The sequence below is a fragment of the Paenibacillus sp. FSL R5-0749 genome, assembly GCF_038595085.1.
Taxonomy (GTDB): Bacteria; Bacillota; Bacilli; order Paenibacillales; family Paenibacillaceae; genus Paenibacillus.
This window is the reverse complement of sequence record NZ_CP152005.1, coordinates 635,432-649,124: the sequence shown is the minus strand read 5'-3', so window position 1 is coordinate 649,124 and position 13,693 is coordinate 635,432. Positions and strand designations below refer to the sequence as shown.

The following is a 13,693-nucleotide window of genomic DNA, read 5'->3' as shown; positions in this document are numbered from 1 at the left end:
CCCTTCTTCGTCCTTGCTGTTCTATTCATAGTCCAATTTGTAGTTGGCCAGATATTCGGCAATTCCGTCGATTTCTTCATCCGTCAACCCAAGATCCTTGGGATTCGGCATGGTATTGCCCGGCTTCACGGATTGTGGATCATGGAGCCATTCTTTCATGTTATCCAGTACCGGACTACCTTCTTCCTGTCCCTCACGAGAATTCAGCAAAATGCCTGCGACAGATTCCTTGCCGCCAATTCCCGTCAAGTTAGGTGCTACGGGTCCACCTTGATCGCCAACAGCGTGGCAAGAAAGGCAGTTTGTTTTGAATTTCTCGGCTAATTGAGTATCTTCAGGAAGGACTGCAGGTGCTTTCATCTGATTCACCCATCTGTCAAAGGATTCCTGACTCACTGCTTTTACCTTGAATTCCATGAAGGCATGCGATCTGCCACATAACTCGGCACATTTACCGCGGTAAACACCTTCATTCGGTGCAGAGAAACTGAACTTGTTAAGTGTTCCATCCGGGTTTGTGTCCATTTTGCCCGCAAGTGACGGCACCCAGAAGGAGTGAAGCACGTCAGCGGTTTTAAGTTCAAATGCGATTTTTGTTCCGGTCGGGATGATGAGATCTTGAGCGGTGGTTACGTCATATTGAGGATAAGTGAATTCCCACCAGTACTGATGCGAGGTGACTTGGACCTTAAGTGCATTTTTGTCATTGGACAGATCTTCGCCTTGGGCAAAAATCGTTTGGACTGTCGGTACTGCCAGCACAATAACCAGCAATAACGGAATGGCTGTCCATATTACTTCCAGCTTGAAATTACCTTCAACCTGTTCAGGCATGTCGGTCTGCCCGGATCTTCTACGAAACCGGATCAGAACATAGGCCGCTATAGCAAATACAATGATGAGCACCACGATCATAATCGTGATGGATAACTTCATCAGATCATATTGGCCTTGCGCCACAGGACCCTGAGGTTTCATTACCGACAAGTCTTCCCGCCCGCATGCGGATAGCAGCAAAGAGAACACCGCCAGCAAGGGGAGAATTCGCTTTGCAACCTGCCACTGTTTCATCATTGATCTACCCCACTTTTTTACGTTTTCGTAGATTACCGTTGTCGTTCAGTAGAAAGGCAACAAAAGGTACGTTTCAGCACGATACGCATAATCCTCTTCATCATACAGAACGCTTACAAAAATAACGCTTCCAGTACTCCCGTGATTTCCTGCTCAGGGCATGTCTGCGCATTCTTCCAATTCATTCTATATGCTTCAATCACTTATTAAATATAAGTTGAGGGTATGATTTTGTCAATCTTTGGACACATGTTCACAAATTGTTCACTTTATGTAAAAAACCGCTCTACAACTTGATTTGCAAACGATTTCAGTTAAAAGTATTACACTCTACATTTGAAAATTTTTGCCAAATTTCGGTGATAAAACTCGATTTATTGGTGATTTTTCTCACATTCAAAACATGCGATATTATGCAAAAGAAAGGTCCGATTTTATGGAAGACCTCTTCCATGTCCATTCAGAAAACATACCTATCGCTCCATACCGCTACATTCAAGCTCAAAACAGCATGGAGCATTCCTCCGAAAGGTTCAATTCATTTCCTCATCTTCACCTTCACCTTAATTCTTCTCATGTACCATTGGTCAGAATCAAGGGGCCATCCCCAGTAATCGCAACTGTATGCTCATACTGCACTCCCCAGCTGCCATCTACCGTCCTTACTGTCCATCCATCTTCATCCCATACAACGGCCCCGGAACTGCCTTTCGTAAATATGGGTTCAATGGTAATGACCATGCCCTCGGTGAGCATCGTGCCCGTTCTGCGTTTGCCATACGGCAACACATTTGGCGGCTCATGAATATATTGACCAATTCCATGACCGATGAGGGGCTTTACAATTCCGTAACGATACAATCTGGCTGTTCGTTCAATGGCACTTCCAATATCTCCGAGCGTATTCCCTGGAACTGCCTGGGCAATCGCCCGCTCAAGGGCCTTCTCCGTGCGTCTCATCAGCTTGCGAATGGATCTGCTTGGTTCACCAATGCCATATGTCCAGGCCGAGTCAGCAAGCCAGCCGTCTTTGTTCACCACCATATCGATGGTCACTACATCCCCACTCGCCAGTTCTTCTTCTCCCGGAAATCCGTGGCAGACCACTTCATTGACAGAGGCACATGTGGCGTACGGATATCCTTTATATCCTTTCTGCTCCGGTGTGGCCCCATGTGCTGCCAGAAACCCTTCCACCCGCTCGTTGATCTCCGCTGTCGTGATCCCAGGTATCATCCACTGCTCAATATGTTGGTGACAACTTCGCAAAATTCGTCCAGCTTCCCGCATGTAGCCAATCTCTTCTTTGGTTTTTAAAATAGGGTCCACATGCATTCATCCTTCCCGCTGTAGGTGTACTCCCATATATATGCAGCAGGAACGCAAAAAAAACCGTCTGCCGGAGCTTATCGCCCGGAAGACGGTTCTATTCATTATCGGAACAGTATAATCAGAGTTGTGTGTTGTTTCAGGACACGGAAGAATCCATCTTGACAAGCTCATGCTCAACCACAGAAGTCAATTCTTCCTCGTATCCACCCGTAATCCGGTATTTTCTCACGTACTCCTTCACGAATTTTTTTGGATCTTTAGGACGGAAAATCCGAGTCATTTCCCTCAAACTTTCTTTGACCTCATTGTGACCTTTCGTTGCCATTGTAATTCCCTCCCAAAACGTTGAAAGTGAATGCTCCGTTTAGAGAATGCCGAATAAGTCTTAAATGCCATCCATGAAGTTGTGTGCGCGGCTTAAAGCAAGCTTTAGGTCGGGAACCTCGCTAGAAAGCAAGTACCTGACACTATAAATACCCGATATGATTCGGAATGAATCATAATCTTATTGTATCATATTCGGAAGTATCTTACGACTTGACGATTTCCTCTAATAAATATAACGGTTTTCATGCCCAAAAAGTTTAATTCCGAATCATATGTTATGAATGCCACCATTCTATACGGAATTAATATATCCAGCATAACACTGAACTATTCGGGGGATATTATCACGGACAACCCATACAGTTAAATTAATGGTATCTAAAAGGAGGCGCCGTTTCATGGAACGCAAAGAACAGGATATGCTGCCCCTTTCACATGAAAAGGTGGAAGTCGACGGAGTATATATCAACGAAGCTGGACGTGAGGAACATCTGCATCGTGGGCAACACTTCCCGGCAGATCCCGTTCTCGGCAAGTCAGAATGGAAGCTGACGGAGTATGCTTTTGATAATCATCATGAAGGACGTACCGATGAAAGATTGGTTCCCAAGGAAAACGATACAGATAAAATGGGCAAGATCACAAACCCTCGCAGACAGATCGAGGGCGGAAGATAATATTGTTTGATTTGTTAGTCGGATAAATTCACAGGTTCAGTTCTGTCCCTCTCCTTCATAGCCTAATAAAAAAAGGTTAAAGGAGGCTGGACCGGATGTCCCCCATGAAATCGTCTAGCGGTCTGGATGAAAATATTGCCGGTATGCTCTGTTATCTGTTTACCTTTGTAGGCGGGATTGTTTTTCTCGCGGTAGAGAAGCGGAGTCGGTTCGTGCTATTTCATGCGCTGCAATCCGTAACCGTCTTTGGCATCATTATGGTTGGGCATGTATTATCGACTTTTCTTCCCTTATTTGGACCATTGGTGGCATCCTTGTTATCCCTGCTCGGTGTGGTGGTCTGGCTCATCATGGTGGTCACCAGCTTGCAGGGGAAATGGCTAAAGCTGCCGTGGGTTGGCGATTTTGCAGAGAAACAGATGCGCCATCTGTAACTTTAGGAAGACATGATGCAAAAGAAAAGACGATCCCCCCTTTCAAACAGGGTGTGGATCGTCTTTTCAATTATATATCGGCTTCTATATACATTCGTTGTTTAGCATGTAAAGGTGACTTATTCATGTGATTGAACATTCACAACATAAATGATAGATGTCATAAACCATTCATGCTGTAAATCACGATGTATCAACCTGCTTAAATGTTCATCTTATGAAGGGTGTATTCAGGAACAGTTAACATAACTATCATGCTGGATTATAGGTCTAGTTCGGCTATTAAGCCGACTTATCTGCTTCTCCAAGGATGGCATCTGCTTGTTGCTCAGCCATTTTGGCAGCTGTTTCCTTGGTGCCCAGACCGTTGAACAGCAGGTTCATGAAAATCGCTGTGAAGCTTCCTGCTATGATGCCGTTACCGAGCATAATCTGAGCCCAGTCCGGTGCACCAGCAAACAACTCAGGCACAACGGTAACTCCCAACCCCATACCTACAGAACAAGCAATGACAAACAAATTCTCATGACGGTTTAGATCGACCTGACTACCGATAATCCGAATACCGGATGATACCACCATGCCGAACAAGGCTACCATGGCTCCACCAAGAACTGCCCCCGGAACGAGCTGTGCAAGCGCAGCAATCTTCGGCACAAATCCGATGACCACCAGGAGTCCACCAGCCACAACAATGACATCACGTGTCTTCACACGTGTCATCTGTACCAGACCTACATTCTGCGAATACGTTGTATATGGGAACGAGTTGAAAATACCGCCCAACACAATAGCCAGACCTTCCGCACGATAACCACGGGCCAGATCCTTGGAGGACAGGTCCTTTTCCAAAATTTTGCCCAGAGCCATAAATACACCTGTGGACTCGGCCACACTGACAATCGCCACCAGAATCATTGTCAAGATAGGCACAATCTCAAAGGTCGGTGTACCGAAGTAAAACGGCTGAACAACATGGAACCAACCTGCATCGCGAATAGGAGCAAAATTAACCTCGCCCATAAATCCTGCCGCCACCGTACCAACGAGCAGACCAATCAGTACCGAGATGGAACGGATGAATCCAGTTGTGAAACGTGTCATCAGGATGATAAATAACAGTACACCGAATCCAAGCAACAGATTCGTTCCACTACCAAAGTCCGGTTGGCCCTGACCGCCACCCAGATCATGGAAAGCAACCGGGATCAGCGTCAGACCAATTATGGTCACAACCGAACCTGTCACGACAGGAGGGAAAAGCCTGATCAGCTTCCCAAAGAGACCAGAGAAGATCAATACAAACAATCCGGAAGCAATAATGGCCCCGTAGATGGCAGATACCCCACTATTCATCCCAATGAGAATCATCGGAGACACGGCCTGGAATGCACAACCGAGCATGACAGGCAGACCTACGCCAAAATATTTATTTCCCCATACCTGAAGCAGTGTAGCCACACCACATGCGAGCAAATCAATGGCAATGAGATAGGTTAACTGTTCCTGTGTAAAGCCCAGTGCGTTACTAACGATCAGTGGAACGACAACGGCTCCTGCATACATGGCAAGCACATGTTGAAGTCCGAGTGAGAACGTTTTGATTGGATGCCGATGCCGCTGAAAAATACGTTCGCGTGCCATATTAGTTCGTGCCCTCCTCGTCCGCAAATGTAACCTGTCCATCTGACAAAGCCCCGATGCGAACCAGTGATTCCACACGGTATCCTGCTTCTTTCAGCAAGCGACCTCCCGGTTGGAATGCTTTTTCAATAACAATACCGATGCCAACCACTTCTGCTCCAACCTGCTCCACAATGCGAGCCAGCCCAAATGCTGCTTCACCGTTTGCCAGAAAATCGTCAATGATCAATACGCGATCCCCAGGCTTCATGAATTTCTTGGCAACGGTAATTTCATTCGTTTCTTGCTTCGTGAAGGAGTAGACCTTCTCCACCAGAATGTCTTCCGTCAGTGTGAGCGACTTCTGCTTCCGTGCAAAAATAAGTGGTACGTTCAGCTCCAACGCGGTCATGATGCCTGGCGCAATCCCTGACGATTCAATCGTTAGCACACGTGTGATATTTTCGCCTTCAAAACGACGAATGAATTCCTTGCCCACTTCCTTCATCAGAACCGGGTCCATCTGGTGGTTCAGAAATGAATCCACTTTGAGTACTTGCTCGGACAGGACAATACCTTCCTGTCTTACCTTGTCTTTTAACAATTGCATTGCAATTCTTCCCCCTGAATGCCCTCCGCACAGAAACCCACATGCCACTTCAATCTCATGGTAAAAAGCAAAAAGCCCGCCTTTTCACACGCTGCGGAATAACCGGAGACGGGAAAAGACGGACTTGTACGTATATGGACAAGCCGTATGGATGCTGCAAATGTACTGGAAGGACATTAGAGCCGAAGTTCACTCCTGAGACGTCAAACTCCATACAGTCTATCCAGAAACAGATAAAAGCTACTTGAACCTGCTCTTCAGTGAAACTGTCTGAGAATGATCTCATGCCAACCATACAAAACATTGCAACATCTTTCCCGTAGTCCGATCATTCCGGTGATCGGGTAGAGACATGCAGGCCTATTCCTGCACATATACGAGTAACGGCATATTTAATTTTTTGGCTCCATGATTCGTTACAATGTATGATCGCGAACCTGAATGTAAAAGGCTATACATAACTGACAATGTTAGAAGTATACCGAATCGGCGGCATGAAATAAAGAAGTATTTTCATGGAAGTTGCGGAAACTTGTCTTAATTTGCAAACAGGGGGTGATAGGAATCCATTTTTTATGTACAATATGAGAACGGAAGCGCGGATCCGAACGGAGAATGGATGGAACCGCGGCCTACATTATGAATTGAAATGATCAAAGGAGATATGCAGACATGAAAGGCGTACTTAAAGAATTCAAGGAGTTTGCCGTCCGCGGCAACGTCATCGATCTGGCGGTCGGTGTGATTATTGGGGCTGCTTTTGGTAAAATCGTCACATCGCTTGTGAATGATATCATCATGCCTCCGGTTGGAAAACTGCTGGGTGGAATCGACTTCAGTCAGAAAATCATCAACCTGGATCGGGATATGAAAACAGCAAATGGACAGGACATCACCACACTTGCTCAAGCTAACGAAGCTGGGGCTACCGTAATTGCTTATGGTCAGTTCATCAACGTCATGATTGATTTTCTTATCGTTGCGTTCTGTATCTTCATGCTTGTGAAGGGTATCAACTACCTCAAAAGCAAGGAACACAAAAAGCCCGAGCCGCAAAAAACGACCAAGGCTTGCAAGTATTGCCTATCTGAAATCCCAGCCGCGGCTACCCGCTGCTCACACTGTACTTCAGAGCTGGAACCAGAAGGAAGCGGCGCAACAGCGTAATTACAATTGGGTTAAATCGTACACCGATGTGGCTTCCTGATAAATCCTGATGCGAATGCCGAGAACAACTTCCCGACTTGTTAGGGTATATGTATGAAAAGCTAAGCACAAAGACTTAATATGATATGGCGTAGCTTAAAGGTTCCACCGTAAAGGTGGGGCCTTCTTTTATGCCTTACATACATGTATTACATTTACTGCCCCGTTGAATTTCATTCGCCGCATCTTTATGAACTAGAAACGGCGTGGCAGCAAATGCTCCAGAATCGACTTCAGATCCTTATCTTCCTTGTAAACTTCTTCTCCGGTGTCCAGTTCTGTCACGCGAATATATTCAAAGTTTGCCGAAGCATCCACTGGCTTGAACAACAATTGAGCCTCATCTTCCAAACGTACATTGAATCCCATATCCTTAAACATGCTGCTTAACTGACTATTAGCCGGTTCCTGACCTTGCCCTACAAATATAAGTCCTCGAAGGCTTTTACGCTCCTGAGGTTGCGGATAAATCACCTGAAAGTGTACAATGCATTCCATACGATCGTTCCCCTTTCGTTTAAAACAGACTTTGTGAAATTTTGAACTTTAAAAACTGCTATATAAGGAGATACGTTTCATGAGCCCAGAACGTTTCGACATTTATGATGATCAGCAACATTGGATCGGTACAGCGCCACGTAGCGAGGTCCATGCCAAAGGATATTGGCACCGTTCATTCCACTGCTGGATTGTGCGTGACGAAGGCGAACAACGTCAGGTTCTTTTTCAGCGGCGGCGTGATGTTAAGGATACCTTCCCTGGATGTTACGACATTACAGCAGCAGGCCATCTCACCGCAGGTGAACAACTGCAAGACGCCAGTCGTGAGCTGGAGGAAGAATTGGGTGTAGATGTATCTTTCAATGCACTGACCTATCTATTCACGGCTACACAGCAGCTCCAAGGAGAAGTCCGTGGTGTTCCATTCGTAGATCGGGAATTCAGTGCGGTCTATGGATTATGTCTGAACCAGCCGCTTGAAGCCTACGTTCTGCAGCCCAGCGAGGTGGATAGCCTGTATGAGGTGCCGTTGGATGATCTACTCGCTCTGTTCCGCAGTGAAATCCACGTCATTCAAGCTACCGGAGTTCAGACTCAGCCGTCAAGCGATCATGCAGCTTATCAACCGGAGCGTATCGTTCGTGAGATTCGGGCAACGGAATTTGTACCTCATGGCACTGCTTATTATACGGACGTGCTGGAGGCACTGTATCACGTGCCCAAAGATTGATCATGTACAATCCGGTTCAACCCGATCCAGTTCAATCGAATGTTCATAGCTTCATTTTCTCAAAAATAGCATCACTTCATACCTTTACTATTGACCTGACTGGAAACAGATGCTGTGACGAACATCACTGTCATACCTCAAACCAGCATAAACAGGCGTCTGCCTCTCGGGCAGCGCCTGCTTTATGTACGCAAGTATTGTTTCATCAAGATCAGGAAAGGTACCTTTGTGCTAGATGTTCACTCCATCGGGAGTGAATTCATTAATGATCTGCCTAGCTCTTCCCACCCTCTCCTGAAGGCGAAGACCAGTACCGTGCTGAGAGTTCTTCGTACCGGTGTCCATAGCGGGACTCCAGTTCCTCACCCATATCCTGTTCCAGCTCGTACAATACCAGTTCTTGAGCAAAATGATTCAGCAGCAACCCGGTCATTACCGGATGCTCCGTCACCACTGCCTGCGTAGCGCATGATTCCCCGCGCATGCCCAGCATGCACCAGCGGCGGTCTATGACCAGAGAGAATTTCCGACCGTTACCTGCTCCATACAAAGGCAACCCCGGCCAAGGGACAGGCTGATCCAGCATGCCTTCACCACCATCACACGACCATAACAGCCGTACACCGCGAGCTTCAGCTTGCTGTAAATCATTACGTAACAGCTCTGCCTCTTCACGCCAGACGTCGACAACAATCTCATGCTGAGCCTCAGCCAATTCACGGCTCAGATTCTCAAACACATTTTTGTCACCCTCCATGTTATAGAAGACAGGCTTCTCCGGTTCACTCTTGGGCATGCTGCTCTGGACATAATCCAGAGAGGTACGCATCTGATCGGAGATCATACGTGTCATCTCCTCAGGCTTCAGCACACTATACTTCGCAGGCTCCCCCGGACTGCACCGCAGGAAACCACGTTGTTCCAGCCGTTGCAGGGTCGCATACACATTGGAACGGGACACGCCCAGCCGCTTCGCAACCTCATATCCTGAAGCTGATCCCTGGCGGGCGAGTTCCACCATAATTTTAGATTCCATCTCGGTAAATCCGAGATGACGCAAATGATGCAGCAGTTGGTCCATATTCCCGTCCCCCCATGCTGTCAGCAACCCGCACTGCCTCACATTGATGCGGCAGTGCTTCTACTGCATCAGATCTGTTCGGCTCCGCAACGCGGGCACCATTTCGAACCTTTGGGTAGCTCGGCTGCACAAATCTGACAGTTCACCATTTCGCGTGAAACCTCGGTCTGTACGTCCACCTTGTTCACGATTGGGTTATTTTCCTTCCAGTAGCGGATGCGTTCGTCCAGTTCTTGCTGACGCTCACGTTCCCGTTGCATCTCTTCATCTCTGCGACGTTCCCACTCTGCATCGAACGCTTCCTTTTCTTCCTGCGTAAATTCCGTACTGTTATATTCGGATTCCGTCTCCAGATCGGCTATGGACGGAATGACCGTGTGATACGGCTCGTCTTCCTCCAGTTCCAATTCGGCTGGCGCATCGTAGAAGTCCGGCTCCGGAGTTTGGTTCTGTGCCACAGCTGCCTCTTGTCTCGCAGCTGTGGTTGCTCCTGCAATGCCTGCACTTCCTGCTGTAGGTGCTGCTGTCTTGAGTTCACCCAACTTGCATCCACATTTAGGGCAGAAGTTGGCGTCCAGGGAAGCGACATGTCCACATTCGCACAACCGTTCATTCTTCAACTCTGCAATCTTGTTGCGCAGGCCATCAATCTCGTCCTGCAATTCGTCGCAGAGTCGCGACAGTTCCACCATCTCTTTTTCTGCACGCGTCATATCCTGTGCCCGATAACCCTCATAGAAGATGCGACCCATATCTGTAAAATGGACTTCCTGTTCCTGTTGCAAGCCCACAATCTGGTTGTTCAATTTCCCAATCTCAACGGCGTGCTGGGCACGCTCTGTTGCTTTGTTCGCTCCGTCTTTGATGCGTTGAAGCAGTTTCATGACCATTCCTCCTCTGTCCCGTCAAAACCAATATTATCATTTAAATTTTTAGAGGTTATTCAAAAAGTCCGCTTTTGATTACGAAGGATGCCAGCGGCATCATCAGCATCGAATATGGCATTCAGCCGAATAAGAATATCCTTACGAAGTATGCTTCCTTCGGAAACATTGTAGTTGCTCACGTAGTTTTCCCTACGCTCCGCTACTCCATTTCTAGCTTCATTCCATCTTCTCGGTACTGAAAACCAGACTTTTTGAACACATACTTGTGGTAAATTAGCATATTACATCTTTCATGCAAAATGCTCAGGCATATAACTTATACGATATCATGCCAAAAAGTTGCGTAATCTTGTGCAGGTGCCCGTTTAATACCGATACTGGATGAAATCGGGGGCTTTCGTCAAGACCATACGTTCGGGTATAATGAAGCTTTGGCCCTACTTAACCGCCTGATTAGGCAACTAACTCTATCATACCAATTTACAATGCGATTGTGAAAAGGGCAAATGGTTTACTTTTAGCTGGGATAGTCCTATCCCTGAATGCATACAGAGGTGGATGAAACATGTTAAGTCCGAACTCAACGTTCTACCCCCGTCCGCTCGGGGTTACCCCGGCGGCATCCCTGCCCCAGTCCCCGTCTGCTCCGCTGGAGACCAGTCGGCAACTCGTGGGCAATGATCAACAAGATGCCTTTTACTTTCGTTCTCTGGAAGAGGCTGGCATTAAGCTAAATGCACCACAAATCTCGGCAGTCCGTCACGGCAGAGGACCTATTCTGACGCTTGCCGGAGCCGGTTGTGGCAAAACGACTGTACTCGCTGCAAGAGCCGGCTACCTCATAGAGGTCAGCGGTGTACATGCGGGCAGTATCCTGCTGGTGACGTTCACCAACAAAGCCGCCACCGAGATGAAAGACCGGATCGCCGCATTGCCAGGTATACGTCCGGCAGCTGCGAGAGCCGTGCAGGCTCGCACCTTCCACTCTTTTGCGCTGACATTACTGCGTCATTATGGCGTGCAGGAAGAGATTTTTGGCGAGTCACGGGCCCAGCATACGGTGCTCAAGATGCTTTTGCGCCAAAATGGCATGAGTGAAGCCTTCCAGCCTGAAAGTTTGCTGGCGATGCTGTCCGCGTGGAAGATGCAAGGATCGGAAACTACCGACCTGCCTGAAAAATCGCAGGAGGAACGCGATGCCAAGCGTGTTCTGCTTGGTTACGAAGCCTGGAAGCAGGAGCGGGGCAAAATGGACTTTGACGATATTTTACTGCGCGCTGCCGCTCTGCTTCGTGACCCGGCTGTCCTGGGGCCGCTTCAGAAACGTTTTCAGTACATTATGGTGGATGAGTTCCAGGATACCAACCATCTGCAATATGAGATTGTGCAAAAACTGGCTTCCGCCCACCGCAACCTGATGGTTGTAGGAGATGATGACCAGACGATCTATACCTTTAATGGCGCACGCCAGGAATCGATTTTGGAATTCGATAAAGTATACCCCGGTGCACGCATTGTGACGCTGGATATCAATTATCGCAGTGATGCACGCATTCTTGGACTCGGAAGCGAATTGGTCGCCCGTAATAAACGCAGACGTGACAAACGGCTGCGTGCCGCCGGAAACCGCGGAGATGCACCGCGTTTTGCCACACCATCCAATGCGGAGGAAGAAGCGGCGTGGGTCGTGAATCAGCTCTGCCAACAGGTTGAAGAAGGACAGCACACCTATCGGGATATTGCGATTCTTCACCGGACTGCAAGCAGCAGCCGGGCTGTATTCGAGCAGCTTGTGTTGAAAGATGTGCCTTTTGTACAGCATGGTGCCTCCCCGGTGTTCTACGACCAGTCTCTCATCAGGCCCCTGATGGATCATCTACGTCTGTCTCTTGATCCACGAGCCATGGATGCTCTTCCCAGTGCGCTGGGACCGCTCTACGTTTCAAGGGATGCTGGCCTGGAATGGATACAGCGCTGCGAACAACAACAGGCGAAAAAATATCCACTCATCCATCTGGTGAAATGGGACAAGCTGAAACCATTCCAGCAGGAACAGGTCAAAGAGCGCATCAAGCTGATCAAATCACTGCATAAACTAAAGCCAATTATCGCCATTCAGGAAATGCGCAGGCAGTTCTACGACAAGTATATGGAAAGTGGTGATCCCAGCATCTTCACCCATTATAAGGAAACGATGCTGGAAACCCTGGATGAATTCGAAGCTGCCGTCAAAAAATTCGAAACGGTGGAAGAGTTCATCCAGTTCGCGGATGAGTTATCCCGCAGACACCGGGAGATGGAATCTCTACGCCGCGCACAGGACAGTGACGCAGTACAGTTGATGACCATTCACCGGGCCAAAGGACTGGAGTTCCCTTGTGTGTACTGGATCGGAGCCAGTGAGGGAATTGTGCCTCACAGTACAGCACTGCGACAGGATATCCCCGAAGATCAAAAGGCTGCGCTTGCTGTGCAGCAGACAGACGCCGAGCTGGACATGGCCTTGGAGGAAGAACGCAGGCTTGCCTATGTTGCCATCACAAGGGCCAAGCAGTACTTGTATGTCACTTCACCCGCATCTCATCACGGAAAGCCAGCGGATGTGTCCCGCTTCCTGCTTGAAGCCTTCGGCATGGAAGTTCCAGATAAACGCAAACCTCGTGAGGAGAGTCGGACCAGCAGCCCGACTTCATATGGCAAAGGCAATGGATCATATGCCCGTTCGGGGTCGGGTGGCCGTTCCGAAGGTCGGGATGTAGCACAACGCCGTGCCATCAACCACAGTGACCGTCGTGACTTCGAGGTCCACAATGAACGGGATGAGGATCGCCTTGGAGAACGGCGTGGTAGTGGGGAAATTCGCAATCATAAGGCGTTCAGTACCACAGGTATAAGTCCAACAGCTGCGAGTTCCTCCCGTATACAGTCCCACAGTTCAGGTTCAGCCTCGGGTAATGCTGAGCGCACGGAGACCGTTGCGGTCTGGAAATGCAGTTCGTCCACCTGTAAAGCGTGGCTAAGACAGAAACCGGCTGTGCCCTCTGCCAAAACAAACAAGAAGGCATCATCCGGTCCTCCCGCCTGTCCCCTGTGTTCAGGATCGATGGAGGCCGGTACCCGCCAAGTTCCTGTAACGGGGAGATTTGGGAAATAAACGATACGGGATACAGATATAGCTCGTTTCAGGGCGCTTTTTGCTGTTTATTAACAG

13 protein-coding genes and 1 riboswitch are annotated in these 13,693 nt (G+C 48.2%); of the genes, 5 read left to right on the top strand and 8 right to left on the bottom strand.

All coding sequences use genetic code 11. The annotated features are described in order from the left end of the window. Positions 1 to 21 precede the first annotated feature (21 nt). From coxB to MKY85_RS03015, 3 genes are all read right to left on the bottom strand, one after another. Positions 22 to 1,074, bottom strand: coding sequence for a cytochrome c oxidase subunit II (gene coxB / locus MKY85_RS03025; RefSeq protein ID WP_339304342.1), 1,053 nt, complete (start codon positions 1,072 to 1,074; stop codon positions 22 to 24). A 573-nt stretch (positions 1,075 to 1,647) separates the two neighbouring features. Then, positions 1,648 to 2,409 carry a type I methionyl aminopeptidase gene (gene map, locus MKY85_RS03020; protein ID WP_339239360.1) on the bottom strand — a complete coding sequence of 254 codons (762 nt, stop codon included), beginning with the start codon at positions 2,407 to 2,409 and terminating at the stop codon, positions 1,648 to 1,650. Positions 2,410 to 2,542: 133 nt separating this feature from the next. Then, entirely contained in the window at positions 2,543 to 2,731 is a 189-nt protein-coding gene (locus tag MKY85_RS03015) for a hypothetical protein (protein WP_017690840.1), read from the bottom strand. A gap of 400 nt (positions 2,732 to 3,131) precedes the next feature. Between MKY85_RS03015 and MKY85_RS03010 the strand changes: the two genes are divergently transcribed. Continuing rightward, positions 3,132 to 3,410, top strand: coding sequence for a transposase (locus MKY85_RS03010; protein ID WP_091018633.1), 279 nt, complete (start codon positions 3,132 to 3,134; stop codon positions 3,408 to 3,410). Between the two features lie 95 nt (positions 3,411 to 3,505). Then, entirely contained in the window at positions 3,506 to 3,844 is a 339-nt protein-coding gene (locus tag MKY85_RS03005) for a hypothetical protein (RefSeq protein ID WP_076332729.1), read from the top strand. A 282-nt stretch (positions 3,845 to 4,126) separates the two neighbouring features. Here MKY85_RS03005 and MKY85_RS03000 read toward each other — a convergent pair whose 3' ends face one another. Together MKY85_RS03000 and MKY85_RS02995 are read right to left on the bottom strand one after the other, a co-directional pair. Further along, positions 4,127 to 5,488, bottom strand: a complete 1,362-nt coding sequence (locus MKY85_RS03000) for a nucleobase:cation symporter-2 family protein (protein ID WP_342571747.1) — start codon at positions 5,486 to 5,488, stop codon at positions 4,127 to 4,129. A gap of 1 nt (position 5,489) precedes the next feature. Further along, on the bottom strand, positions 5,490 to 6,077 hold the full coding sequence (locus MKY85_RS02995) for a xanthine phosphoribosyltransferase (RefSeq protein ID WP_036613196.1): 588 nt from the start codon (positions 6,075 to 6,077) through the stop codon (positions 5,490 to 5,492). A gap of 300 nt (positions 6,078 to 6,377) precedes the next feature. Then, a riboswitch (purine riboswitch) is annotated at positions 6,378 to 6,477 on the bottom strand. 272 nt (positions 6,478 to 6,749) lie between these two features. Between MKY85_RS02995 and mscL the strand changes: the two genes are divergently transcribed. Then, complete coding sequence (gene mscL / locus MKY85_RS02990; RefSeq protein ID WP_339239358.1) at positions 6,750 to 7,244, top strand: large conductance mechanosensitive channel protein MscL; 495 nt, start codon at positions 6,750 to 6,752, stop codon at positions 7,242 to 7,244. 234 nt (positions 7,245 to 7,478) lie between these two features. Here mscL and MKY85_RS02985 read toward each other — a convergent pair whose 3' ends face one another. Then, positions 7,479 to 7,781, bottom strand: a complete 303-nt coding sequence (locus tag MKY85_RS02985) for a hypothetical protein (RefSeq protein WP_017690846.1) — start codon at positions 7,779 to 7,781, stop codon at positions 7,479 to 7,481. A gap of 79 nt (positions 7,782 to 7,860) precedes the next feature. Here MKY85_RS02985 and MKY85_RS02980 point away from each other — a divergent pair, with 79 nt between their 5' ends. Further along, on the top strand, positions 7,861 to 8,514 hold the full coding sequence (locus tag MKY85_RS02980) for an NUDIX domain-containing protein (protein WP_342571746.1): 654 nt from the start codon (positions 7,861 to 7,863) through the stop codon (positions 8,512 to 8,514). 274 nt (positions 8,515 to 8,788) lie between these two features. On the opposite strand, the gene MKY85_RS02975 is transcribed toward MKY85_RS02980, so the two are convergent. Continuing rightward, positions 8,789 to 9,595 (bottom strand): helix-turn-helix domain-containing protein, encoded by an 807-nt coding sequence (locus tag MKY85_RS02975; RefSeq protein WP_342571745.1) that lies wholly within the window; start codon positions 9,593 to 9,595, stop codon positions 8,789 to 8,791. 68 nt (positions 9,596 to 9,663) lie between these two features. Continuing rightward, positions 9,664 to 10,479, bottom strand: coding sequence for a zinc ribbon domain-containing protein (locus tag MKY85_RS02970; RefSeq protein WP_342571744.1), 816 nt, complete (start codon positions 10,477 to 10,479; stop codon positions 9,664 to 9,666). Positions 10,480 to 11,047: 568 nt separating this feature from the next. Here MKY85_RS02970 and MKY85_RS02965 point away from each other — a divergent pair. Then, positions 11,048 to 13,636, top strand: coding sequence for a UvrD-helicase domain-containing protein (locus MKY85_RS02965; protein WP_339239353.1), 2,589 nt, complete (start codon positions 11,048 to 11,050; stop codon positions 13,634 to 13,636). The last annotated feature ends 57 nt before the right edge of the window (positions 13,637 to 13,693 follow it).